Genomic DNA, 23853 nt, shown 5'->3' on the forward strand with positions numbered 1-23853 from the left:
AAAACGCGCCGAGAATCAGGCCGGCGCGTTGGAGATCAGGTGGATGGCCTGGCGCGACGTCGTCTTGTACTTGTTGTTGATGAAGCGCATCGGCCCGATGAAGTGGAAGAACGCCGTCTCCGCCGTGGCGCAGTCGGGCGTGCCGTATTTCGGGAACGGCAGCGATTTCGTGGCGAACGCGTTCGCCACCAGGTAGTTCGACGTCACCTGTTCGGTGCCCCAGCGTTTCCAGTCCTCGCCCAGTTTGCCGGTCATGCGGCGCGAGAAGTCGAGCAGGTTGTCGCGCATCGTCGTCGACGGCGGAAAACCCGTGAAGCCGGAGCAGCCGCGCACGTAGCGGGCGTCGCCCGGCAGGCCGACGTTGGCCATCTCGGCTTCCGACAGCGTCTGGATGTGCGCGCCCGGTTTCATTTTCGGCAGCGCGTGGGCGCGCACGGCGTCCAGCGGGCGGATCGGCGTGTCCGGGATTTCGCCCAGCACGAAGCCGGCCCCGGCCTGGACGGCTTGCAGCACTTCCGGGATCGGCTGTACGGTCAGCGTGTCGGCATCCAGCTGGATGACGTAGCTGTCCAGCGCATAGCCGGAGATCGCGAACAGGCGCTCCCAGGTGCCGCCGCGCGGGATGTCCGCATGGGTGAATTCGTGCGCCTCGCGCAGGATCACGTGCGGCAGGTGATGTTTCAGTACGGCGCGGTCGTTCTCGTCGATCGACGGATCGCACACGACGACGATGCGGGACGGATTCAGGAAATGCGTAAACGACTTGACCGCGACCAGGTAGGAATGGACGTCGCGCTGGTGCACCATCGACAGCAGCGTGAAGGGCAGTTCGCCGCGCTGCACGGGACGGGTGTCCAGGATCTGGCGTGCGACTTTCTGGTACTGCCATCGGAAATAGTCTCGCCTTGCGCGCTGGACCACCCTCTCGACTAAAGACATTCCTCAGGACTCCCTTTTCCGCTGTTCAAATTCAAAGCATCGTTCACAGAAACCGCGCGATGTGTGCGGCGAATTCCTTGCTTTGACGCACAACATTATATGCGGTATCGACGTGCGCACGCGCGTTGTTTCCATGCATTTTTGCTATTTCCGGACTGTCGATATAGCGCAGAACTGCCTGCGTGAAGCCGGCGAAGTCGTCCAGGCCGATGACCGCGCCGGTCTTGCCGTCGAGGATGGTTTCCTGCGGTCCCAGCGCTGCGCTGGCGACGACCGGAATGCCGCAGGCCATGGCCTCGACGATGGCATTGCCGAAGCTTTCGCGCTCGGCCGCGTGCACGAGCAGGTCGGCGGCGCGGTAGTACGGCACGAGGTCGTCCTGGCGGCCGGCGAACACGCAGATATCCCCGAGGCCGAGTTCCGTCGCCAGCCGTTTCCATTCCACGGCCGGCGGGCCGTCGCCCACGTAGATAAAACCGACGCGCCGGTCTGGACGCGCGGCGACCACGTCGCGTACGACCTGCAGCAGCCGGTCGACGCGCTTTTCCGGGCGCGCCTGCGAGACCGCCAGGATCCAGAAGCGGTCCGGGTCGAGGCCCAGCCGGGCGCGCGCCGCAGCCCGGTCGCCGGGGTGGAACTTGACGGAATCGACCGAATTGCGCATCAGGATCACCTTGTCGCGCGGCAGCTTCTGGTAATTCAGCAGGAACTGTTCCTGGGCGACGGAATTGGCCAGGTGCAGGTCGTGCTGCTGCATGCGCAGTACGCGCCGCATGAGGTATTTCGCGATCTTTTTGGCCGCACCGTCGCGCTGGCGCGGGTCGAAGCTGTCGTTTTCCGTATTGATCGTGCGCACGCCCAGGCGGCGCAGCAGATCCAGGCACACGGTGTTCGACAGGGCGCTCATGAACACCATGACTTTCACGTTATGGGCCCGCACGAATTGTTCGATCGCGTCCCGGCCGGCCGGCGTGGTGTCGTAGCAGTCCAGCTGCACGGGCTGCAGGTTTTTCGGCGGGTAGCTGGGATTGCCCGTCAGCTTGGGAAACGCCATGTATACGTTCGCCCGGTCGAGCAGGTCGGCACTTGCCCGATCGCGCACGGCGGCGGTGAAATTCCATACGTAACCCGTATCGTCGGGATAGCGCATGGTGAACACGACTCCTGGCTTTTCCGCTGTTGTCACCCTGTACTCCGGTTTTGGTGCGAAGTTGCAATATTTAGCACAAAATTATAGCTCATCAATTAATTCCGCATGTTGCAGTGCAGCGTGATCGTGCGCGCCCGCTGCCGCCGTTTGTCGGATCGGCACAACCTGCCGTCGGGAAAAGACGGGCCGGTTTGCCACACGATTGATTTCCGAGCGACAAACACATTGTGCTAGTATTGCAATACTTTTAACGGCAACAACTCAGTGCGCAGCAGCCTCATGTGGAACGTTATCGACCATGCGCGCACGGTGCCATCGATACGGGCTGCATGATCCAAGTAATGTTGAAAAAAGCTCAGCACGTGCCGGCGCAACTGGCACCCGGACAGCGTCCGGTCCTGCTCGTAATCGTCGACACCGAGGGCGAATTCGCCTGGGATCAGCCGTTCAATCGCAGCGCCATCGGGACCACGTCCATCGCCAGCCAGCCGCTGATGCATGCGCGCGTGTTCGACGAATTCGGCATCATCCCCACCTACATGGTCGACTGGCCCGTCGCGACGACGCCGGCCGCCGTGGCCACCTTGCGCCGCCTGCTCGATGCGGGCCGCTGCGAGATCGGCGCCCACCTGCATCCGTGGGTATCGCCCCCTTACGAAGAGACGCTGTCGGACTTCAATTCGTATGGCGGCAACCTGCCGCGCCAGCTCGAATACGACAAGCTGCGCCTCCTCACCGAGACCATCGTCGACGCGTTCGGCAAGCAGCCGCTCGCGTTCAAGGCGGGCCGCTACGGCCTCGGTCCGCACACCGCGGAGTCGATCGCCTCGCTCGGCTACGACGTCGATGCGAGCGTCGTCCCGTACAGCGCCTTCACCGCCGACGGCGGGCCGGATTTCCGCGCCTTCGACGAACATCCGTACTGGTTCCAGGCGGGGAAGCGCGAACTGCTCGAACTGCCCGTGACGACGGGGTATTGCGGCTGGCTGCGCCGTTTCGGGCAGCGTTTATACGACGTCGTCCAGCGCCCCTGGGCGCGGCGCGCGCGTCTCGGCGGCGTGCTGGCGCGCGCGCGCGCGCTCGAGCGCGTGCGCCTGAGCCCCGAAGTGGCGAGCGGCGCCGAGATGCGCCGCCTGACGGATGCCTTGCTCGCCGGCGGCTGCCAGGTGTTTTCGCTGACGTATCACAGCCCGTCGCTGATGCCGGGCCATACGCCGTACGTGCGCAGCGAGGCGGACCTGGAACGCCTGGTCGCCACCGTGCACGATTACTGCGCGTGGTTCCGCGAAGAGATCGGCGGAGAATTCATGAGCCTGTCGCAGCTGCGGCAGGCGCTGGCGGCGCAGCGCTGACGCTCGCGCTGGCTCCCTTCGTGCGCGCGACCAGCGCGTGCAAGCGGCCCAGCAGCGGCCAGCGGTAGCCGTTCAGGTGGTACATCGTGCGGATCTCGTCGGTCCAGCGGGTGTGCCACTCCATCACCCGTCCATAGAATTCGATGCGCCCGAAACGCCCTTCGTCGAACAGGCCGCGCGTCGCTTCCTCGCGCATCAACAGGGCCGGCGACAGCTGCGGCCCGAGCGCTTCATCGTAGGCCGTCTTGAGGATCACGATGCAGCCGCCGCCTTCGACGCATAAATCCATCGCGGCCAGGTGCGGACCGGCGGGGCCGTCGAACCAGTAGCGATAGACGCTGGCCGCGCCGCGGCGCGCCAACGCTTCCAGCATCGTGCGATAAAAGCGGCCCTGGGCGTTGGCCGCATCGACGGCCGTGCCTTCGGTGGCCTTCCAGCCGCTCGTCTCCAGCTTGCCGTAGTCAGCCACGGCGCCCGCCATGTCTTCCGGCGAGCGCACGATTTCCAGGCGCGTGGCGATGCCGTCCTGGCGCAGGCGGTTGCGCTGCTTTTTCAGGTTGCTGCGCAGGTTCTTGCCGCGCGCATGCCAGTAGTCGTCGAAGCTGCCCTGCACCGTGATGCGCGCCGTCTCGATGTAATCGAAGCTGCGCGCGCCGCCGGGACGCGTCATGAGTACCGGGTCGCACTGCGTGAGGCCGACCATCAGCGCGGGACCGGGCAGGGCTTGCAGCAGACCCGCCAGCAGCCCGTCGGCGGGACGGGTGTCGACCTGCAGCCACAGGCCGATGGGTGCCTGGGCCGGCTGGAACGTGTTCCAGACGCCGCAGCGGCCGGGCGTCACGATCGTCATCGCGTCCGGGTCGTCGCCGTGCCAGGCCAGCAATTCGCGGCCCGTGCCGAACACGTCGAGCAGCGCCTGCACGAAGTCGACGGCCAGCAGCGGCGATGCCGGACCGGCCGCGTGCAGGCGCTGCCAGCGTGCGGCGTGCTGCGCGAAGTCGCGCGCAGGGACGACGGTCCAACGCGCGCCGGTCGCGCTCATGCCGGCACCGCCGCGCAGGCGTCGAGCGCCTGCCGCACCTGCGCGTGCAGCCAGGCCCGTTCCGCGTCGTCCAGCGCCTGGTGGCAGGGAAAGGCGATCAGGCGCCGGCCGAGGTCCACGCTGTTGGCGCACACGCTTGCGTCCACGCCGGGCCACAAGCTCGCGCCGAAGCGCGTCATCGGCACGCCGGCGCGCTGCAGCGCCTCGAAGACGGGTTGCGGGCGGTCGACGAGCAGCGGGAACATCCACGGACAGGCGCCGTCGGGCAGGCGAGCAATCAGGGGGCGGCAGCCGGGCGCGCCGTCCAGCGCGCGCTGCAGCTCCTGGTAGTTGCGCCGGCGCCGCGCGACGATGCGCGCGGGCGACACGCAGCGCAGTACCGCGCGCGACAACCATGAGGAACGCTTGTCGGTCCAGCGCGCATCGAACTCGAAGCTGCTGTCCGATGACGACGGCGCCAGCGCGGGCGCCGGCGATGCCGCGGCAGTGCCGTTCGCGGCGCGCGATTTGCGCGCGTTCCACAGCGCGCTTTTCAGGCGCAGCGGCAGCGCGAGCAGCAGCCGCAGCACGGGCAGGCGGCCGTAGGCGAACGCCGCTTCGAGCGCGTTCAACGCCGCTTTCATCTCGAAGCCGGCACCGGCGCCGTGCAACGTGACGTCCAGCCGGTGCCGGTGCGACACCAGGCAGCCGCCTTCATAGATCGGGAAGAATTTCATCGTGCTGCCGATCGCATAATCGCCCACGCTGCCGACCGCGGCGCCGTCGCGCGCACCGAAGAAGGCGTGCGCGCAATCCTCGATGAGGCCGACGCCGTGGCGGTCGCACAGTGCACGCAGCGGCGCGAGGTCGTGCGGAATGCCGAAGAAGTGGGTGGCGAGGATCGCCTTGACGCGGCCTTTGGCAAGGTGCGCTTGGATGTCGGCCAGGTCGGGCGCCGTGTCCGGAAGGATGCGGTAAAACGCGACGTCGGCGCCGCACCAGTGCGCGGGCGGGACCATCGACGGGCTGTGGTAAGCCGGCACCAGCACGACGTCACCCGCGCCCACGCCGAGCGCGCGCAGCGCGAGGCCGATCGCGATCCGGCCGCTCGTGACCAGGCGCACGTCCGCGCCGTCCAGCAGCGACGGCAGCGCGGCACGCCGTCCGCCCATGAATGCGGCAAGCGACAGCACGGGCACGGGAGGAATGGCGCGGCGGGCGGATGGTGGAGCGGTTGTTGACGGCATGCATTTAATATAACATGCGCTCTGGTTTCCAGTTCCTGCTGTGTAACCCAAGTCACATTGGCGGGCAGGGCGTTCGTCCGATACCGTTATTTTTCTTGGCCCATCATTAAAAAAATATACACTAATATTGATGGGTGATAAAATCTTTTTGCCTGAGTAACTGGCGCCCCCTCCTGCTTACCTCTTCGACTTGTCGTGCTATGTCATCGTCCCGCATGTTTGGCGTCCTCGGTTCTTTCGGTCCCGCACAACTCGCATGTCTGCGCAGCTGGCGGCGGGCTGGTTACCGGACCGTCTTCTTCCAGTTGGGCGGACGGCGCGTTCCACCCAGCCTGAGAGCATTGGTTGACGAATACTATTTCTATCCGGCGACCATGCCGCTGGAAGAGGTCCTGCGTCAGGTATCCGAGGAATGCGCGCAGATCAAGCTCACTGCCTTGACGACGCTGTCGGAGGCGCTGGCATTGAAACTGCATGAGCGGCACCGGGCCGGCAGCTTCGCAGCGACTGAGTTATTGCTCAATAGCCCCGAGGTCTACGGCATACTCGAATCGAAAGTGCGCCAGGTGGAGCTCGCAACCCGGGCAGGCCTGCCTTTGATGCCGACCCATGTGCTCGACGCGCACAGCGAACAGCTCGACGCAGCGGGACCGCTCGTACTCCGGCCCGACATCGCACGTACGGTGCGTCCGGCCTTCAAGGCCAAACTCGTCGACAATGCCGGACAGGCATTGTCGGTTGCCCATGGGATGACATCGCCCGAAGGAAGGATCGTTGCCCAATCCTTCGTAGCCGGTCCCAACCTGGTCGTCCATGCGGCCAGGGCCAAGGATGGGTCATGGGACCATCATGAGGCGTTTTATACCGACATCAAGTCGGGCGGGCTGGCCGTCGCGTTGCGTCCTTACCCGCTGCCGGCAGGCCTGCTCGAAGCCTGCCGGCGATTCGAGCAGGAGATCGGTCTGCGCGGCGTATTCCACTACGACTTCATCCTTGACGAAATAAGTGGTGACGCGTTTTTCCTGGAAGTTAACCCGCGCCTGGGAGGTACGACAGGCAAGGTATATGCAGCTGGGTACGATGAGCCTGCGATGCTTGCTGCCGCTTACCTGGACACCGGCTCGCATCGCGTCGAGCTCGGCGGTCCACGCAAGCCGTCGATCAGCCGCATCGCGGCGGTTCGTTATGGCTTGTCCTTATTGCGGCAGAAGCCATCCAGGCTGGATTATCCCGGCAAGCGCGATGGCAAGGCATTCGGCGGACTCGCAAAGGCGTTTTTGCTGCATCGCGACGAGGTCTTCCGGCTTACCGACGTGATCGGCAACTCCGCGTATCTGCTTCAGACCAAAGCATAAGCGGGCGCCCTGCGAAAATCCGAAGTTCATTTCTCGGTGATCCACGGTTCCTCGGATTCGACGCCTGGATCGATTTCAACGTTGCCGTCCTGGTTGTCGAGGCGCCAGGTACCGTATTTGTCGTAGACGGTCTGCTCGACCATTCGCGGCAGGGCCTTCAGCAAACTCCCCTCGAGTAACACGTTGCGCGAAGACTCGGTCCGCATCGGCATGGCAGCGGCCGCCGCCATGCCGCAAGTCGAAAACCGATCGCTGTTCTCGTTCAGGAATTTGCAGAGTTTCGCAAGACGCCGCTGGTTCACATGATGGCGGCGCATCTTGGGCACGGGCCGGTCGACCGAATGGACGTACTCGAATGGATGGGTCAGTATCACCACCTGCTCCATGCCTTCGCGATGCGCCTGCTCCAGCAACATCCGTGTCTCGGCAAAACTGCTGCCGGTGATGGTCAGGGTTTTGAGGTGCGCTTTTCCGGGAATTTTCCAGTCACGGAAGGACAGGGTCGGGCACTCGATCACGCCATGGCGCTCGTGCCGACCGCTGTAAAGACGATAGTTCGCATCGCCGCTGTCGAACACGGCCACGCCGACATGAGAACTGTAAGGAATGCCGGCGCGCGCTTGTGCCCGGTACAAGACATCATCATGCTGCAGGCCACCGCTGCGGAACACGGTCGGCGCCGGAAGCTGCCACGTATGGAAAGCCTCCAGTCCGTACTCGATCAGGTGGAGGGAATCGCTTTCCGAGCGTCCAAAAAACGCGTCGAGTCCCGGTGTCGTGCGCACGCGCGCACGCGTGCGCCAGTCGTCGTGCCCGAATATGGCCCAGCACGGGTGTAGGTGCAATTGCACATCATGCCCCGCAGTATGCAGTCGCTCGGCAATTTTCCGCATAGGATCGTGCTTGAAATAATGCTTATTCAGCACTTCGACGAAAAACGTCGCCGTGATCCCATATTGCTTAAAGCAGTTGAGCATGAAGCCAAGGCCGTGCGATTGACCGTCGGTTACGCACCAGACTCGCTGTTCGGCAACTGGAAATGCCTCATGATCACGAAAAGCGCCAGCAATGCTGAATTCGGTATCGACGGTGATGCACACTTGGGTACGCATATTTGCCTACAAAAATTTTAATTTCTGTAAGTCTATTCCTACAGTTCGCTAAGTCGAAATCCTATAAGTGTTGATAATAGGATTGTGACATATAAACAACGAAACTTGTTGGTATGCATAGATGATTTACGTCGGCCCAGTCCTTCACATATGATTGACCCGATTGGCTACCACGTAGCAATGCCGTCAAACCACGTCCGAGGCAATGTCTGTTATGAAACGCGAAATCCCCCACGGCCTGTCGGTCTACCTGGATCTGGTCCGCTTCGGGGCCGCCTCCATCGTCGTGCTGTCGCACCTGTGGGTACTCGTATTCCCCAGGTATCCTTTACCGTGGCCCGGTCATTCCGCCGTCGTCATCTTCTTCGTGCTGTCCGGCTTCGTCATTTCGCATGCGTCTCGTCCCGAGCTCGGACTGCGCGGCTACCTGCACCATCGCACCGCGCGCATCTATCCCGTCGTACTGGGTGCGGCCGTGCTTTCGATCGCGTTGGCCGCATTCGGCGTGCACACGATGCAGTACGCGGGCACGCGCGGGTCGGACCTGCTCGACGTCGGCCTGAACGTGACCTTCCTCGCGCAGACGTGGGCCAATGTCGCGCTGCCGTACAACGGTCCGTTCTGGTCGCTGAACTACGAAGTCTGGTACTACATCCTGTTTGGCATCTGGTGCTATCACCCCAGCCGCCTGCTGCTGCTGGTCGCCGGCGTGATCGCGGGCCCCAAGATCCTCTTGATGATGCCGGTCTGGCTCCTCGGCGTTTACCTGCACCGCAAGATGACGGTCCTCGATCGCAAGACGGCCCTGCGGATTTTCCTGCTCACGCTCGTCGCCGGGCTCGCGTTCTTCTGGATCGACGCGGGTGCCCGCATCCGCGAAGTCATGCGCGGCATCTGGCCCGAGGCGATGGACCTCACGCGTGGATCGAACCAGTTCGTCGGCGATTTCCTGCTCGGCCTGATCGTCGCGTTGAACTTCCTGGCGGCCGGTTCGCTCGGCATGGGCCTGCTGCTGAAATGCGAAGCGGCGATACGCTACCTGTCCAGTTTCACGTTCTCGATGTACGTGTTCCACGTGCCGCTGGCGGTCCTGATCTGGAATGGCCTGGGCGTGCATGCGGCGTTACCGTTCCTTGGCCTGCTGTTGCTCGGCGTCGTGGGCATGGGCGAGCTGACGGAGCGGCGCACGAAGTGGTACCGGGCGTTGCTTGCTCCGCTGTTTGGCGGCATGCGAACGCCGGTGTCAATCCAGTGAGGGACGGGCGACCGACACGAACAAGGCGCGCGAGGCATCCCACCAGCGGTTCAACCGCCACTTGAATGCGCCCGCGACGGGCTGCTCGACGTGGACGTTGATCACGTAGGCGACGGCGATCATCAAGGCCACCGTCCCCCAGAGCAGCCCATGCGGATTTAATCCCGGATAGAAGTGGTTGAAGACGACGTAGCCGATGGCCTGGTGCACCAGATAGAGGGGATAGGTGAGAGCGCCGACCACCATCCAGTTGCGGCGGCCGAACCAGCCGGACTTCTTGAGCGCCACCACCAGCATCAGTACGAAGAACAGGGTGATCAGCAACAGGACGAGGCCGCGGTCGATCGTCGTGTGCGAGCCCGCTTCGATTTTCGGCACGCCGATCCAGCTTTCATACAGGGCCAGTGCCCAGCTCCCGAGGATCACACCCAGGCGCAACCACGACATTCCATGCGACCAGACCTGATACATCATCGCGCCGGCGATGAAATAAGCGGCATAGTCGACGATCAGGATGTCGCGCAGGTGGTCCATCCCGGTCAGCTCGAACAGGACGACCGCGACCAGCCAGCCGGTGAGGAAGAGTTCCGCACGATGGATCTGGCGCAGCAGGAGCAGCACCGCCACGAGGGCATAGAAGCGCATCTCGACGACCAGCGACCAATACGAGCCGTCGATCGGCGTGACCGGGGCGATCTTCTGCATGACGCCGAAACCGCTCAGCATCGTCATGTTGGAGGCATACTGGACCAGCGTGGGCGCGTTCCTGCCAAAGAACAGCAGGATCAGGAAAGTCAGGGTGCAGCAGACCCAGAAGGCGGGATACAGGCGCACGATGCGCGAGATGACGAAATGCTTCAGGCTTCCGCTCGAGGCGCTCATCAGGATCACGAATCCGCTGATCAGGAAAAACAGTTCGACCCCGTAGCACCCGTATTTGGCGACCGGTGCCAGCAGAGGATAGGGCATGCTGGAACTGTGCGCGGCATAACCGCGAAACGCATAGTGAAAAATGACGACCGCAAGCGCCGCCAGGAAACGCAGCAGATCGATTTCGTTCGCGCGGGGTTTGTTCATGCTGTCGTTCTTTGGTCGATGGCTCGATGAGCTGAACGACGAATGAGAGCATCTTTCCCATGCCAAGTCAACACGAGCCGCCGTGTCGTCGGCGCCATCCGTTGCGATTACGTCCGATGCGCGGCCACTGTCGCCCGCAGCGGGACGACGCGAGCGCTTCCTCTACAACTTGACGGATACGAACTGGTAAGATTGGCGTTTGCCCGACCACGCCCGCCGGCAGAACCCATGGCATTGATGAACCACCTGATCCACGACTCCCTGTTCGACAGCGCGGCGCGCACGCCCGCCGCCGAAGCCCTCGCCTATGGCGACAAGCGCTGCAGCTATGCGCAGCTCGCCGCGCAGGTGCGCGCCGTCGCCGCGCTGCTGCTGGATGCGAAACTGGAGCCCGGCGCGCGCGTGGCCGTGTACATGGAAAAACGCATCGAGAACGTGGCCGCCATGTTCGGCGCGGCCGCCGCCGGCTGCGTGTTCGTGCCCGTCAATCCGCTGCTCAAGCCCGAGCAGGTCGCCTACATTCTCGCCGACTGCAATGTGCGCCTGCTGGCCACGACGGCCGAGCGCCTCGCGCAGCTGGCACCCGTGCTCGAACGCTGCCCCGATGTGCGCGCCGTGCTGCTGGCCGACGGCGATGTATCGCCCGCATCCGCCACGCCGCCGGTGCTGGCCTGGCCCGCGCGCGTGGACGTGGACGTGGACGTGGCGCCGCACCGCCGCATCGACACCGACGTCGCCGCGATCCTGTACACGTCGGGCAGCACGGGGCAGCCGAAGGGCGTCGTCCTGTCGCACCGGAACATGGTCGCGGGTGCGCAGAGCGTCGCGAGCTACCTGGACCTGCGCGCCGACGACCGCCTGCTCGCCGTGCTGCCGCTCAGCTTCGACTACGGCCTGTCCCAGCTGACGACGGCCTTTATGCGCGGCGCCAGCGTCGTGCTGATGAACTACCTGTTCCCGAAGGATATCGTGGCGATGGTCGCGCGCGAGCGCATCACGGGCCTGGCCGCCGTGCCGCCGCTGTGGACCGCGCTGGCGCGCCTGGCGTGGCCGGCCGGTTGCACGCTGCGCTTCATCACGAATTCCGGCGGCGCGATGCCGGTGCCGACGGTGCAGGCGCTGCGCGAGGTCTTGCCGGACACGCGGATCTTCCTGATGTACGGCCTGACGGAAGCGTTCCGTTCCACGTACCTGCCGCCGGCGGAAGTGGCGCGCCGTCCCGATTCGATCGGCCGCGCGATCCCGAACGCCGAGATCCTGGTCGTACGTCCGGACGGTACCCCGTGCGATGCCGACGAACCGGGAGAGCTCGTGCACCGCGGCGCGCTCGTGGCGCTCGGCTACTGGAACGACCCGGCGCGCACGGCGCAGCGGTTCCGTCCCGCGCCCGGCCGGGACCCCGGCCTGCCCACGCCGGAACTGGCGGTGTGGTCGGGCGATACGGTGCGCCGCGACGCCGACGGCTATTTGTACTTCATCGGCCGCAGCGACGACATGATCAAGGTGTCCGGCTACCGCATCAGTCCCACCGAGATCGAATCCGTGCTGCACGCGACCGGTCTCGTCGCCGAGGTGGCCGCCTTCGGCATCGATCATCCGCAACTGGGCCAGGCGATCGCCGTGATCGCCGTGCCCGTCGAGGACGGCGTCATCGACGGCGCCGCGCTGCTGGCCGAATGCAAGCGCCGCCTGCCGGCCTATATGGTGCCGGCCCACATCGATCTGCGCGCCGGCCCGCTGCCGCGCAACCCGAACGGCAAGATCGACCGCAACCTGTTGCGGCTTACCCTGCAAACGAACGACGCATCATGACAGCAAGTAACCGCGCGCGCCACGCGCCGCAGATCCTTTTTTCCGTCGTCGACGACGTGTTGCAGGTCGGCGGCATCCCGCTGACCCGGCTCGCGCAGCGCGTGGGCCGCACGCCGTTCTTCGCGGTCGACCGCGCCCTGTGCACGCAGCGCGTGCGCAACCTGCGCGCCCAGCTGCCGCAAGGCGTGCTGCTGCATTACTCGATCAAGGCGAATCCGATGCCGGCGCTCGTGCAGCACATGGCCGGCCTCGTCGACGGCCTGGACGTCGCGTCCGGCGGCGAACTGAAAACGGCGCTCGATGCCGGCATGGCGCCCGAGCGCATCAGCTTCGCCGGCCCGGCCAAGCAGGACGCCGAACTGACGCAGGCGGTGGCCGCCGGCGTGTGCGTGAACGTCGAATCGGAGCGCGAGCTCGTGTCCCTCGCGCGCATCGGCGATCTGCTCGGCATCGCGCCGCGCATCGCCTTGCGCGTGAATCCGGACTTCGAACTGAAATCGTCCGGCATGAAGATGGGCGGCGGCGCCAAGCCCTTCGGCATCGACGCCGAGGAGGTGCCGCGCCTGCTGCGCGTCGCGGCCGGGCTGGCCGTCGACTTCCAGGGCTTCCACATCTTCGCCGGTTCGCAGAGCCTGCGCGCGGACGCCATCATCGATGCGCAGGCCCGCAGCATCGGGCTCGCGCTGCGCCTGGCCGACGCGGCGCCCGTCGCGGTGCGCCAGGTGAACATCGGCGGCGGCTTCGGCATTCCGTATTTTCCGGGCGAAGAACGCCTAGCCGTGGCACCGATCGCCGCGCGCCTGGCGCCCGAACTGGAGAAGTTGACCGCGGCGCTGCCGCAGGCGCGACTGGCGCTGGAGCTGGGCCGCTACCTCGTGGGCGAATGCGGCATCTACGTGACGCGCGTCGTCGACCGCAAGGTCTCGCGCGGCGAAGTCTTCCTCGTGACGGACGGCGGCATGCACCACCACCTGGCCGCGTCGGGCAATCTGGGGCAGGTCATCCGCAAGAATTATCCGGTCGCCGTGGGCAACCGCGTGGCGCCGGTCGACAGTGGCCCGGCCAGCGTGACGGGTCCGTTGTGCACCCCGCTCGACATCCTGGCCGACCGGATGGAGCTGGCGCATGCGCAGGTCGGCGACCTGATCGTCGTGTTCCAGTCGGGCGCCTACGGCCCGTCCGCCAGCCCGGGCGCCTTCCTGGGGCACCCGGCGGCGCTCGAAGTGCTGGTGTAGGGTGGGCACCCCTGAGCCCACGCGCAACGCATGCGGTGTGTTGGCGTCACGCGTGGGCTCGATGAGCCCACCCCACCTGGGCAGGTTCTAAGCGCCGGCGCTGACGCGCAGGAACGCGTCGAACATCATCAGCGACCACAGTGCGACGCTGTGGTCGGCCGTGCCCGCGTGGTGCTGGGACACCAGCTGTTCCAGGTAGCGGCGGTTGAAGATGCCGGTATCGACCAGGCGCGCGCCCAGCACGGCCTCGCGCACGGCCGTGCGCAGCGGGCCGCGCAGCCACGCCGCCAGCGGGATCGAAAAGCCCTTCTTGGACCGGTACATGATGTCGTGCGGCAGATGCGGCTCCAGCGACTTCTTGAGGATGTACTTGCCTTCGCCGCCGCGCAGTTTCAGGCTCGGGGGCAGGGTGGCGGCGTATTCGCAGAATTCGTGATCCAGCAGCGGCACGCGCACTTCCAGCGAGTGGGCCATGCTGGCGCGGTCGACCTTCGTCAGGATGTCGCCCGGCAGCCAGGTCTTGAAATCGAGGTACTGGATCAGCGACAGCGGATCGTCCGTCGGCGCCTGTGCGGCGTGCGCGCGCATCACGTCGATCGCGCGGTAGCCCTGCAGGTCGCTCTTGAACGTATCCGAGAACAGCAGGTTGCGCTGGCGGTCGGTCAGGCGCGACACGCCGTGGAAGTAGCCCTCGACGAGGTCGCGCGCGATGGCCTCGAACGTCGTCTTGGCGCGGAACACGCGCGGCGCCCAGTCGGCCTTCGGATACAGGCTGCCCAGGGTGCCGAACAGCGGTTTGCGGATCGCTTCCGGCACCTTCGAGCGCACGCTGTGCTCGGCCATCGAAAAACGGTAGCGGCGGTAGCCGGCGAAGTTCTCGTCGCCGCCGTCGCCCGACAGCGCCACCGTCACGTGGCGGCGCGCCAGCTGGCACACGCGGTAGGTCGGGATCGCGGAGCTGTCGGCAAAGGGTTCGTCGTACAGGTGCGCGAGCGTGTCGATCAGGCCATAGTCGTCCTTGTCGACGATCTGGGCGTGGTGGTGCGTGCGGTAGCGCTGCGCCACCTGCATGGCGTATTGCGTCTCGTCGAACTCGGGATCGTCGAAGCCGATCGAGCACGTGGTGACGCCTTCGCTGACCGTGCCGTCCCCGGCACCGGCCATCATCGCGACGACGGCGCTGGAATCGACGCCGCCGGACAGGAAGGCGCCCAGCGGCACCTCGGCTTCCATCTGGCTCTTCACCGCTTCGCGCACGCGGTCGATCAGCTCGGCCTCGACGTCCGCTTCCGGCCGTGCCGGCGCGACGTTGAAGGCGAGGTCCCACCAGCGTTTCGGCTGTACCGCGCGGTCGCCGACTTTCAGCAGGATCGAATGGCCGGGGCTGAGTTTATAGGCGTTGTGGAAGATCGTGTTCGGCTCCGGTACGTAGCCGTAGGCGAAGTAATCCTCGACGGCGCGCGGGTTCAGCTTGCGCGACAGTTCGGGGAAGGTCATGATCGACTTGAGTTCCGAGCCGAACACGAACAGGCCGCTGGGCAGCAGCGAATAGAACATCGGCTTCACGCCCACGTGGTCGCGCGCGAGGAACAGCGTCTGCTTCTTGCGGTCCCACACGCCGAACGCGAACATGCCGCGCAGCCGGCGCACGCAGTCCTCGCCCCACGCGATCCAGGCATTCATGACGACTTCCGTGTCGGATCTGGTGCGGAACACGTGGCCCAGCGCGATCAACTCGTCGCGCAGGATGCGGTAGTTGTAGATCTCGCCGTTGAACACGAGGGCCACGTCGCGCGCGGCGTTCAGGAACGGCTGCTGGCCGGTGGCCACGTCGATCACGGACAGGCGGCGGTGGCCCATGCCCAGCGCTTTTTCCAGATACAGCTCGCCTTCGTCGGGACCGCGGTGGTGCTGGCTTTCGTTCATGCGCCGCAGCGCTTCGCGGTCGATCTCCCGGTTGCCCTGGGTGTCAAAGATTCCGACTATTCCGCACATGATTTGCTTTCTTGCTTGTCGATTGGGTGAAACGGTAACGCGTCAGTGTGCCTTGTTTCGGCACAGTCCGTCGTACAGGACGCCGTACGCGGCCACCATGGCGCGCAGGCTGAAACGGTCCAGCACGCGCGCGCGCGCCGCGCTGCCGTGCGCGCTTGCCAGCGCCGCGTCCTGCGCGTAGCGGGCCAGCGCGTCGGTCAGCGCGCCGACGTCGCCGACCGGGACCAGCAGGCCCTGGACGCCCTCGTCCACGACCTCCGGGATGCCGCCGACGCGCGAGGCGACGACGGGCAGGCCGCACGCCATCGCTTCCAGCATCGAGACGGGCGTGCCTTCGGCCAGCGAGGGCAGCGCAAAGACCGAGAACGTGTGCAGGATGGCGGCGATGTCGGCGCGGCTGCCTGGCAGCCACACGGCATCAAGGAGGCCGAGGCTCGCCACCTGTTCGCGCACCGCCGGCAGCAGCGGGCCGTCGCCGACGATGGCGAGTTTCAGGCGCGGCGCCAGCGCCGGCAGGCGGGCGCGCAGCTGCGCGAACGCGTCGATAAGGGCGCGGTGGTTCTTGACGTCCTGGATGCGCGCGACGGTGCCGATCACGATGTCGTCCGTTTGAAACGGCGCGTCCGCGGCGGGCGTGCCGCCGGGCGCGTAATTGTCCGTGTCGACGCCGTTCTTGATGAACAGGGTCTTGTCGGCCGGGATGCGCACGACGTCGCCGAGCCAGCGGTTCAGGTCTTCGGACACGGGAATGAAGCGGTCGACGAACGGGACCAGGCGGCGGCGCAGGAAGTTGTGTTTCGGGTTCAGGCCGTGCGGATCGCTGGCGTCGCGGCCGTGCTCCGCGTGGACGCGCACGGGAACGCCCGCCAGCGTGGCGGTGAAGGCATATTCCAGCGCGGCCAGGTTATACGTGTGCAGCACGGTCGGGCGCAGGCGCCGCATCAGGCGCCAGAACGTCAGGTGCGTGCCGAGGCCGAGGCCGGGCGGCTTGCCGAGTGCATGCAGCTCGACGTCGTGCCGGGCGATGCGGTCGGCGAACGACGTGTAGGCCGTCAGGCAGACGACGGCGTGGCGCCAGGCCGGCATGCGGTTGATGCAGTCGACGAGCAGCGTCTCCAGGCCGCCCACGCCGAGCGAATACACGAGGTGCACGACCAGCGGCCGCGTGTCGACGCCGGCGGGCGTGAGCGCAGGTGCGGGCGCGTTCATCGTCGACGGTCCATCATGCCGCCAGGGCCTTTTGCGTCAGGCGGCCGTAGATGGCCGGATAGCGTCCGACGCTGACCTTCCAGTTGCGCTCCGTCTCGACGTAGCGGCGGCCGGCCTGGCGCAGCTGCGGCCAGGTCTCGTGCGCGGCCAGCAGGGCGCCGACCTTGTCGGCCAGCGAATCCGGATCGTCGGCGCCGAACAGCACGCCGGTCTTGCCGTCCTCGATCAGTTCGAGGTGGCCGCCGACGTTGGAGGCGGCGAGGATGCGGCCCTGCGCCATCGCTTCCAGCGGCTTGAGCGGGGTGACGAGGTCGGTCAGGCGCATCGACAGCCGCGGGTACACGAGCACGTCGAGCAGGTCGTAGTACTTGTTGACCTGGTCGTGCGGCACGCGGCCGGTGAACACGACCTTGTCGGCGATGTTTAGGTCTTTTGCCAGCTGGCGCAATGGCGCGTCCTGCGGGCCGCCGCCGACGAGCAGCACGCGCAGGTCCGGCATGCGCGCGATGAGCTTGGGCACGGCGCGCAGCAGCACGTCCAGGCCTTCGTAGGCATAAAACGAACCGATGAAGCCGACCAGGCGCGCGTCGCCCAGGCCCAGTTGTTGTTTCAGTGCGAGGTCGGGCGTGCCGCCCATCGAGAATTTTTCGATGTCGACCGCGTTCGGGATCACCGTGACCTTGTCGGCCGGGACGCCGCGCGCGACGATATCCTTGCGCAGGCCTTCGCAGATCGTCGTGACGGCGTCGGCCTGCTTCAGCGCATAGGTCTCGAGCGCGCGCGTGAGGCGGTAGCGCAGGCCATTCTCCGTGCTCGTGCCGTGGTCGACGGCGGCGTCTTCCCAGAACGCGCGCACTTCGTACACGACTGGGATGTTGAAGCGCTTGCCGGCGCGCAGCGCGGCGATCGCGTTCAGCGATGGCGAGTGCGCGTGCAGGACGTCCGGTTTCACGAGCGGGATGATCTCGGCCAGGCGCTTGGCCAGGCCATCGATCACGTTCACCTGGTTCAGCACCGGCATCTTCGCCAGCGCGCCCTTCGATTCCGGCGTGCGGTAGAAGTGCAGGCCGTCGACGGTTTCTTCCAGCATGTCGCCGGCGTTCTGCTTGGCGCCGGTGACGTGGAAGGTGTCCCAGCCGAGCGCGCGTTGCTCGCGCAGGATCGAACGGGTGCGGAAGGTGTAACCGCTGTGCAGCGGGATCGAATGGTCGAGGACGTGCAGGACTCGCATGGTCTGGATTTCCGTTTTTGTTGTCGCGTTATTGGTGAGTTCGGGTCGCGTTCAGCGCCTGGTCCAGCGCGGAGCCCTGATCGGCCAGGAAGCGGTGCAGTGCGGCGCGCGCGCGTTCCTTGTCGTTGTCGTACGGGACCGCGAGCATCACGGCGGCGCCGTCGTCGCCGCGCAGCATGGCCTTGTTCGCGGCCTGCCACAACTTGCCGACGTAATCGCTGCCCGTGTAGTGCCCGCCGACCCATTTGAAGGCCCAGACCATGATCGCGCCCTGCGGCGTGCGCAGGATGCCCTCGTGCAGCGTGAGCGGCGTGCCGGCCACGGTCTCGCTGCGCGCCGCGCTTTCGACTTCGTGCCAGACATCTTCGTAGCCGCTCAGGCGGTTCATGGAACTGATCAGGTTCTTTTCCGGGTCCTGGTTGCGGTAGTACAGGACGGTCAGGCTGACGGGCAGGCTGCCTGCCTGGTAGGCCTGGTGGAAGCGCGCGTCCGGTGCCATGTAGAAGGGCTTCCAGTCCGCGAAGTCGGCGGTCCGCGGTGCGGTGACGGCGACATCGGCCAGGCGCACCGGCGCCGGGTTGTGGTTGGCGCGCTCGCCCAGCAGCGCGAGCGCCGGCCAGAACGCGCACACGAGCACGACGCCGACCACCATCGCCGGCACGCGGAACGGCGTGCCGGCGCCTTGCGCGACCGATGCGGGCATGGTCGTCGGCGCGGGCACGGAGGTGGATGGCTCGGCGACGTCCTCGCGCCAGAAGCTGCCGATCCAGAACATGATGAACATGACGAGGCCGAAGAACAGCCAGCCGTAGATGATGTGGTCGACGCCCGTCGCCAGCGCCATGCCGGACAGGTGGCCGATCATCACGATCATGTACGCGCGCAGGCCGTTGGCGATGACCGGGACGACCATCGACAGGGCGACGAACAGCACGCGCCGCATCGTGGAGCGATAGGTGAGGTAGGCGTACAGGCTGCCCAGCGTGATCGAGGAAATCAGGTAGCGCACGCCGCTGCAGGCCTCGACGACGGACCAGCTCCCGGTCGGCAGTTCGAAGCGGGTGCCGCTGCGCAGCACGGGGATGCCGGTGGCGCGCACCGCCCACACGGTGAAGTCGGCGGTGAACTGGATCAGCGGGGCGACGAAGATCTCGCCGAACGGCACCGCGAACAGCAGGAACAGCAGGGGGAAGGCGAGCGAGCCGGCCAGGCGCGGGCCGAACAGGGCCAGCGCGGCGACGGGAAACATCGCGACGAACGTGTATTGCGACACGACCTGCACCTCGCCCAGCTGCGCGGCCAGCCAGCCGGCGCCGAGCACCGCCAGCAGCAGCAGCGCGGGCGGCCACGGCCTGGGCGGATACAGGCTGAAATTCTCGCGCCGGCGCCACACGAGCCAGAGGCTGATCGGCAGGATCACGTAGCCGTGCGCGAACGTTTCGGAACTGTTCCACACCGAGATGATCGAGCGCACCGTGCCGAGGTACAGCAGGAACGGTGCGAGCAGCGCGAGCACGATCAGCACGGTGCCCTGGCGCGAGATTGGGGTGGCGGTGGCGTTCATCACACCGGGCGGCGGTTTCAGGAACATTCGAGACTCTCCCCTATGCAGGCCAGGTTGCTGGACCAGCTGTAGCGGCGCTGGACCTTGGCGCGGGCGGCCGCGCCGATCGCGGCCGCGGCGCTGTCCTGGCCGGCCAGCAGCGCGGTTACGACGTCGACGAAGGCCGCGGCATCCTCGGCCAGTACCAGTTCGCTGCCCGGAATGGCATCGATGCCTTCCAGCGCCTGCGGCGACACGACGACCGGCGTCGCCATCGCCATCGCTTCCAGCACCTTGTTCTGGATGCCGCGCGCGATGCGCAGCGGCGCGACGGAGACGGCGGCGTGCGCGATGTACGGCCGCACGTCGGGCACGGTGCCCGTCACGACGACGCCCGGCAGCTTGGCGAGTTCCTGCACGGCCTGGGCCGGTCGGGCGCCCACGATGTAGAACGTCACGTCGGCGCAGCGTTCGCGCAGCGTCGGGAAGATGTCGGCCGCGAACCACTGCACGGCATCCACGTTGGGCCAGTAATCCATCGCGCCCGTGAACACGAGGGCGCGCTCGCCGGCCGCGTACGGATTCGCATGCGGCTGGTCGGGCGAGAAGTAATCGGTGTCGACGCCGTTGTTGAAGTGGCCGATCTTGGCCGTGCTTTCCGGCGCCAGCTGGCGGAACAGTTCCGCCTCGGGCGCGGAGACGAACAGCGACGCGTCGTAGTCGCGCGCCACGCGGCGTTCGTACGCGAGCAGCTGGCGCGCCTCGTAGCGGTACAGCCAGTTCATCGGCCACGATTTCTGGTCGGCGTACTGTCGCCACTTGTCCGAGTCGACGTCGCAGAAGTCGACGACGCGGCGCGCCGAGCGGTACGGGTCGGCGTATTGCGCCATCGCCGACGAGAACACGAGCACGCGCTCGATCTTATGTTTCGCCACGGTCTCGTCGACCCAGCGCGCGAGCGAGGCGTCGCGGTAGTATTCGAGCGAGAGCGAGCGGTTCTTCACCAGCGCCTGCAGGCTGCGCACGCGCGCCAGCAGGGGCTTCATGCCGGCGAAATGGCTGCTGGCGCACAAGGCCTCGACGTGCGGCACGTGTTGCCAGTCGTCGGGATCGTCCACGAAGGTGCCCAGGTGCACGCGATAGTGCCGCGCCAGGTGCTTGAGCAGGTGGTACGAGCGGATCTTGTCGCCCTTGTTGGGCGGGTACGGGATCCGGTGGATCAGCAGCAGCAGGTCTTGCACGATGTCTTCCTTATCACCCCAGATTACGGACGATGTAGGGGCCCATGAAGTTCGCCACCGGCAGCGGCAGCTTCTTCCACATCTTGATGAACAGCTGGTATTTCGGGTTCAGCGGATTGTTGTCCGGCAGCGCGCTCGCGCCATACAGCTTGTACTCGTAGGGCAGGTGCTGCGCCGTGAAGCCCCAGTTCTTCTTGAAGTCGTAGGCGCCGGTGCCCAGCTTGCTGCGGCCGAAGTCGAACAGCCGGCAGCCGCGCGCGGCCGCCGCCTGCATCAAATTCCAGTACATGAAGTCGTTGCCGGCCACTTCGCGCGCGAGGTCGGTGCCGCCGCCGTAGTAGGGCACGACTTCGTCGCGCCAGTAGAACGACAGCACGGCGGCCACGAGGCGGTTGTCTTCCGTGACGATGGACCGCACTTCGCATTCGTTGCCGAAGACTTCCTGCAGCATGGCGAAGTATTTTTTCGGGAACACGGGCGTGCCCAGGCGATGCACGCTGCGCGCGTACGCTTCGAACATGCGGTCGACGTTCGTATCGACCTCGCCGCGCAGGCCCAGCTTGATGCCCTTGCGGACCATCGCGCGCTGCTTGCGCGGGATGGCGTTCATATTGGCTTCGTCGTCGCCCGAGATCTCTTTTCTGAAGGTGACGTACAGTTCCTTCGTGTGCCAGCCCGGGTCGTCCGGGTGGAAGCGCTGCATGCCGCGGTATTCGAGGTGGCCGACGCCGAGCCGTTGCGCGAGTTCGTGCGCGGCGTCGTCGAGCATCCTGCGCGCCGCGTCGTTCGTCGCGGCCGGGCCGCCGTACACGCAGAACGGCATCGCGCCGAGCGAGTGGCCGAACAGGCGGCTCCTGATTTCCGCGAGGGGGAGGACGCCGAGGATCTGGCCGTCCTGCTGCACGTAATAAAACCAGGTCTTGATGCCGAACGAGCCTTCGATCACCTTCTGCCAGCCGGACAGGTGGAAGAAGGTGGCGTCCGGGCAGGCGCGCACGAAGGCGTCCCAGCGGCCGTATTCATGCGGCTGCAGCGCGTGCAGCGTCATGGGAGAGGTGGCCAGGACGGGCGCGGCCCGTTTGGCGGCGGCGGCTTCGATGATCGAGTTCATGGGCGGTTCAGGAAGATGTTGTCCATGCGATCCCACGCGAAGTCGCGCGCGAGGGATTCGATGCGGCGTTCCATCCGGTCGATGTTGATGTAGTGGCGGAAGCGCGCCTTGGCGCCGAGGCCTTCGGGCCGCGGCTGGCCTGGGTCGACTTCCCACGGGTGGAAGTAGAACAGGGCGGGCTGGCCGTCTTCGCGGTTGACCTTGGCCATCATCCAGCGCGACAGCGCATACGGCAGCAGGCGGAAATAGCCGCCGCCGCCGGCCGGCAGGTTACGGCCCATCATCTGCACGGTCGTGATCGGGATTTCCAGCAGGCCGTCCGTGCCGTTCGGGTAGAACGCGAAGCGCGGCGCTTCCGGCATGCCGTAGTGGTCGTGCACGACCGGGTAGATGCTCGAGCTGTAGCGGTAGCCGGCGTCCAGGAGTTCGTCGAGCGCCCACAGGTTGTCGCGTCCGATCGAGAAGCTCGGCGCGCGGTAGCCCAGCACGGCCCGGCCGCCGATGTCTTCCAGCAGCGCTTTCGCGGAGCGGATGTCGTTGGCGAATTCGGTGCGGGTCTGGTCCGACGCGCGCAGGTGGCCGTAGCCGTGGCTGGCCAGTTCGTGGCCGCAAGCGACGATGCGCTTCACGAGTTGCGGATAGCGCTCGGCGATCCAGCCCAGCGTGAAAAAGGTAGCGCGTACGTCGTGGCGCTCGAACAGCGCGAGGATGCGCTCCATGTTGGCTTCGACGCGGCATTCGCGGCTCGGCCAGCTGGCGCGATCGATGTAGGGCGCGAACGCGGAGACCTGGAAGTAATCCTCGACGTCGCAGGTCATCGCATTGCGGATGCGTTGTCCCGGGCCCGGCACGGGCCGCGGGGCGAGTTCGACCATGTTCATTCTTGGTTGTCCATAGGCTGGGTTACCGCCCCCTGGGGCGTGGCGACGATCTTCTTCAGGATCGACAGTACGGATACGATCGACTTCTCCAGGCGCATCATGCGTTCGTCGAGCACTTCGACGCTGCTGGCGCGGCGTTCGCCGTTGCGCTGGTCGATGGTGCGCAGGCCGGCCGGATGCAGGTCGGTCCGGTAGCCCGCGTCCAGGTCGGTGCCGGGCGCCGCGTCGGGCAGCGTGTCCGGCGCCGGCGTGCCGATCGGATCGGGGACGTCGAATTCCTCGCTGATGTCCTTCACGACGGTGTTGATGTCCTGCTCGCCGAACGCGTGCATCTCTTCCAGATAGCCCATCAGCAGCACGCGGTCCATCAGCGTGTTGACCTTGCGCGGGATGCCGCCGCTGTAGGCGTAGATCGCGGCGTGGGCGCCCTCGTCGAAGGACGGGTCACCCTTCCAGCCGACCGTCGCCAGGCGGTGTTCGACGTAGGCGCGGGTTTCCTGCGCATCCATCGGGCCCAGGTGGTAGCTGGCGATCACGCGCTGGCGCAGCTGCTGCATGCCCGGGCTGTGCAGGGTGGCGCGGAATTCCGGCTGGCCGAGCAAGAAGGTCTGCAGCAGCGATTTGTCGTCGGTCTGGAAGTTCGACAGCATGCGCAGTTCTTCGACCGTGCGCGCGGACAGGTTCTGCGCTTCGTCGATCACGAGCAGCGCGCGCCTGCCCTGGTGGTCGACGTCGCACAGGAATTTTTCCAGGCGCGTGAGCAGGTCCGTCTTGCTGGCGCCTTCGTACGGCAGGCCGAACGCCGACACGACCATGCGCAGCGTGTCGTCCGGGTCGAGGTGCGTGTTGACGATGTGGGCGGCCACGATCTGGTCGGACGGCAGCCGGTTGAACAGGTTGCGCACGAGCGTGGTCTTGCCCGCACCGACTTCGCCGGTGATGACGATGAAGCCCTCGCCCTGCGACAGGCCGTACTCGAGGTAGGCCATGGCGCGCTTGTGGCCTTTGCTGCCGAAGAAGAAATGCGGGTCCGGACGCAGCTGGAAAGGTTTGGCGGAAAATCCGTAGAAAGACTCGTACATCGTAT

The 23853-nt window shown here is 66.0% G+C and carries 19 protein-coding genes; 5 read left to right on the forward strand and 14 right to left on the reverse strand.

The annotated features are described in order from the left end of the window. Positions 1–15 precede the first annotated feature (15 nt). Both U9J41_RS10170 and U9J41_RS10175 read right to left on the reverse strand, forming a co-directional pair. A complete protein-coding gene (locus tag U9J41_RS10170) occupies positions 16–939 on the reverse strand; it encodes a hypothetical protein (RefSeq protein ID WP_322402077.1) in 924 nt (307 codons plus the stop codon). 43 nt (positions 940–982) lie between these two features. Next, entirely contained in the window at positions 983–2089 is a 1107-nt protein-coding gene (locus tag U9J41_RS10175; RefSeq protein WP_322402078.1) for a glycosyltransferase family 4 protein, read from the reverse strand. A gap of 341 nt (positions 2090–2430) precedes the next feature. On the opposite strand from U9J41_RS10175, the gene U9J41_RS10180 reads away from it, so the two are divergent. Beyond that, a complete protein-coding gene (locus U9J41_RS10180) occupies positions 2431–3441 on the forward strand; it encodes a polysaccharide deacetylase family protein (RefSeq protein ID WP_322402079.1) in 1011 nt (336 codons plus the stop codon). Here U9J41_RS10180 and U9J41_RS10185 read toward each other — a convergent pair. Together U9J41_RS10185 and U9J41_RS10190 are read right to left on the reverse strand one after the other, a co-directional pair. Further along, on the reverse strand, positions 3395–4483 hold the full coding sequence (locus U9J41_RS10185; RefSeq protein WP_322402080.1) for a GNAT family N-acetyltransferase: 1089 nt from the start codon (positions 4481–4483) through the stop codon (positions 3395–3397). The genes U9J41_RS10180 and U9J41_RS10185 overlap by 47 nt on opposite strands. After that, the gene (locus tag U9J41_RS10190; RefSeq protein ID WP_322402081.1) at positions 4480–5709 is read right to left on the reverse strand and encodes an aminotransferase class I/II-fold pyridoxal phosphate-dependent enzyme; all 1230 of its coding nucleotides are present in this window, start codon (positions 5707–5709) and stop codon (positions 4480–4482) included. The genes U9J41_RS10185 and U9J41_RS10190 overlap by 4 nt, the downstream gene beginning before the upstream one ends. Positions 5710–6050: 341 nt before the next feature. Between U9J41_RS10190 and U9J41_RS10195 the strand changes: the two genes are divergently transcribed. Further along, entirely contained in the window at positions 6051–7064 is a 1014-nt protein-coding gene (locus U9J41_RS10195; protein WP_322402082.1) for a hypothetical protein, read from the forward strand. Positions 7065–7090: 26 nt separating this feature from the next. On the opposite strand, the gene U9J41_RS10200 is transcribed toward U9J41_RS10195, so the two are convergent. After that, positions 7091–8176: a polysaccharide deacetylase family protein gene (locus U9J41_RS10200; RefSeq protein WP_322402083.1), complete on the reverse strand. Its 1086-nt coding sequence runs from the start codon at positions 8174–8176 to the stop codon at positions 7091–7093. 214 nt (positions 8177–8390) lie between these two features. Here U9J41_RS10200 and U9J41_RS10205 point away from each other — a divergent pair, with 214 nt between their 5' ends. Then, the gene (locus U9J41_RS10205) at positions 8391–9431 is read left to right on the forward strand and encodes an acyltransferase family protein (protein WP_322402084.1); all 1041 of its coding nucleotides are present in this window, start codon (positions 8391–8393) and stop codon (positions 9429–9431) included. Here the strand turns inward: U9J41_RS10205 and U9J41_RS10210 are convergent. Further along, a complete protein-coding gene (locus U9J41_RS10210) occupies positions 9420–10508 on the reverse strand; it encodes an acyltransferase family protein (RefSeq protein ID WP_322402085.1) in 1089 nt (362 codons plus the stop codon). The two genes, U9J41_RS10205 and U9J41_RS10210, sit on opposite strands and share 12 nt — an antisense overlap. A gap of 237 nt (positions 10509–10745) precedes the next feature. Between U9J41_RS10210 and U9J41_RS10215 the strand changes: the two genes are divergently transcribed. Next, the gene (locus U9J41_RS10215; RefSeq protein WP_322402226.1) at positions 10746–12320 is read left to right on the forward strand and encodes an acyl-CoA ligase (AMP-forming), exosortase A system-associated; all 1575 of its coding nucleotides are present in this window, start codon (positions 10746–10748) and stop codon (positions 12318–12320) included. Beyond that, positions 12317–13555 (forward strand): pyridoxal-dependent decarboxylase, exosortase A system-associated, encoded by a 1239-nt coding sequence (locus tag U9J41_RS10220; RefSeq protein ID WP_322402086.1) that lies wholly within the window; start codon positions 12317–12319, stop codon positions 13553–13555. Before U9J41_RS10215 ends, U9J41_RS10220 begins: the two co-directional genes overlap by 4 nt. An 87-nt stretch (positions 13556–13642) precedes the next feature. Here U9J41_RS10220 and U9J41_RS10225 read toward each other — a convergent pair whose 3' ends face one another. Genes U9J41_RS10225 through U9J41_RS10260 form a run of 8 tightly spaced genes read right to left on the reverse strand, consistent with a single transcriptional unit; the run spans position 13643 to position 23848 of the window. Continuing rightward, positions 13643–15550, reverse strand: a complete 1908-nt coding sequence (locus tag U9J41_RS10225; protein ID WP_322402087.1) for an XrtA/PEP-CTERM system amidotransferase — start codon at positions 15548–15550, stop codon at positions 13643–13645. A 42-nt stretch (positions 15551–15592) separates the two neighbouring features. After that, positions 15593–16759: a TIGR03088 family PEP-CTERM/XrtA system glycosyltransferase gene (locus U9J41_RS10230; protein ID WP_322402088.1), complete on the reverse strand. Its 1167-nt coding sequence runs from the start codon at positions 16757–16759 to the stop codon at positions 15593–15595. Between the two features lie 13 nt (positions 16760–16772). Further along, a complete protein-coding gene (locus U9J41_RS10235) occupies positions 16773–17990 on the reverse strand; it encodes a TIGR04063 family PEP-CTERM/XrtA system glycosyltransferase (protein WP_322402089.1) in 1218 nt (405 codons plus the stop codon). Positions 17991–18018: 28 nt separating this feature from the next. After that, a complete protein-coding gene (xrtA, locus tag U9J41_RS10240; protein ID WP_322402090.1) occupies positions 18019–19581 on the reverse strand; it encodes an exosortase A in 1563 nt (520 codons plus the stop codon). Then, on the reverse strand, positions 19572–20774 hold the full coding sequence (locus tag U9J41_RS10245; RefSeq protein WP_322402091.1) for a TIGR03087 family PEP-CTERM/XrtA system glycosyltransferase: 1203 nt from the start codon (positions 20772–20774) through the stop codon (positions 19572–19574). Before U9J41_RS10245 ends, xrtA begins: the two co-directional genes overlap by 10 nt. Before the next feature lie 13 nt (positions 20775–20787). Then, the gene (locus tag U9J41_RS10250; protein ID WP_322402092.1) at positions 20788–21885 is read right to left on the reverse strand and encodes a FemAB family XrtA/PEP-CTERM system-associated protein; all 1098 of its coding nucleotides are present in this window, start codon (positions 21883–21885) and stop codon (positions 20788–20790) included. Continuing rightward, complete coding sequence (locus tag U9J41_RS10255; protein WP_322402093.1) at positions 21882–22766, reverse strand: XrtA system polysaccharide deacetylase; 885 nt, start codon at positions 22764–22766, stop codon at positions 21882–21884. Before U9J41_RS10255 ends, U9J41_RS10250 begins: the two co-directional genes overlap by 4 nt. Further along, a complete protein-coding gene (locus tag U9J41_RS10260) occupies positions 22763–23848 on the reverse strand; it encodes an XrtA/PEP-CTERM system-associated ATPase (RefSeq protein WP_322402094.1) in 1086 nt (361 codons plus the stop codon). The genes U9J41_RS10255 and U9J41_RS10260 overlap by 4 nt, the downstream gene beginning before the upstream one ends. Positions 23849–23853 lie beyond the last annotated feature (5 nt).

The sequence above is a fragment of the Massilia luteola genome (assembly GCF_034420155.1).
Lineage (GTDB): Bacteria > Pseudomonadota > Gammaproteobacteria > Burkholderiales > Burkholderiaceae_D > Telluria > Telluria luteola.

Excerpts from the sequence above, each read along its gene's own strand:
- U9J41_RS10250 (WP_322402092.1), bottom strand. The coding sequence starts at position 21,885 with ATGAACTCGATCATCGAAGCCGCCGCCGCCAAACGGGCCGCGCCCGTC.
- U9J41_RS10205 (WP_322402084.1), top strand. The coding sequence starts at position 8,391 with ATGAAACGCGAAATCCCCCACGGCCTGTCGGTCTACCTGGATCTGGTC.
- U9J41_RS10225 (WP_322402087.1), bottom strand. The coding sequence starts at position 15,550 with ATGTGCGGAATAGTCGGAATCTTTGACACCCAGGGCAACCGGGAGATC.
- U9J41_RS10185 (WP_322402080.1), bottom strand. The coding sequence starts at position 4,483 with ATGAGCGCGACCGGCGCGCGTTGGACCGTCGTCCCTGCGCGCGACTTC.
- U9J41_RS10215 (WP_322402226.1), top strand. The coding sequence starts at position 10,746 with ATGAACCACCTGATCCACGACTCCCTGTTCGACAGCGCGGCGCGCACG.
- U9J41_RS10180 (WP_322402079.1), top strand. The coding sequence starts at position 2,431 with ATGTTGAAAAAAGCTCAGCACGTGCCGGCGCAACTGGCACCCGGACAG.
- U9J41_RS10260 (WP_322402094.1), bottom strand. The coding sequence starts at position 23,848 with ATGTACGAGTCTTTCTACGGATTTTCCGCCAAACCTTTCCAGCTGCGT.
- U9J41_RS10230 (WP_322402088.1), bottom strand. The coding sequence starts at position 16,759 with ATGAACGCGCCCGCACCTGCGCTCACGCCCGCCGGCGTCGACACGCGG.
- U9J41_RS10210 (WP_322402085.1), bottom strand. The coding sequence starts at position 10,508 with ATGAACAAACCCCGCGCGAACGAAATCGATCTGCTGCGTTTCCTGGCG.
- U9J41_RS10235 (WP_322402089.1), bottom strand. The coding sequence starts at position 17,990 with ATGCGAGTCCTGCACGTCCTCGACCATTCGATCCCGCTGCACAGCGGT.
- U9J41_RS10190 (WP_322402081.1), bottom strand. The coding sequence starts at position 5,709 with ATGCCGTCAACAACCGCTCCACCATCCGCCCGCCGCGCCATTCCTCCC.
- U9J41_RS10200 (WP_322402083.1), bottom strand. The coding sequence starts at position 8,176 with ATGCGTACCCAAGTGTGCATCACCGTCGATACCGAATTCAGCATTGCT.
- U9J41_RS10170 (WP_322402077.1), bottom strand. The coding sequence starts at position 939 with ATGTCTTTAGTCGAGAGGGTGGTCCAGCGCGCAAGGCGAGACTATTTC.
- U9J41_RS10175 (WP_322402078.1), bottom strand. The coding sequence starts at position 2,089 with ATGCGCTATCCCGACGATACGGGTTACGTATGGAATTTCACCGCCGCC.
- U9J41_RS10255 (WP_322402093.1), bottom strand. The coding sequence starts at position 22,766 with ATGAACATGGTCGAACTCGCCCCGCGGCCCGTGCCGGGCCCGGGACAA.
- U9J41_RS10220 (WP_322402086.1), top strand. The coding sequence starts at position 12,317 with ATGACAGCAAGTAACCGCGCGCGCCACGCGCCGCAGATCCTTTTTTCC.
- xrtA (WP_322402090.1), bottom strand. The coding sequence starts at position 19,581 with ATGTTCCTGAAACCGCCGCCCGGTGTGATGAACGCCACCGCCACCCCA.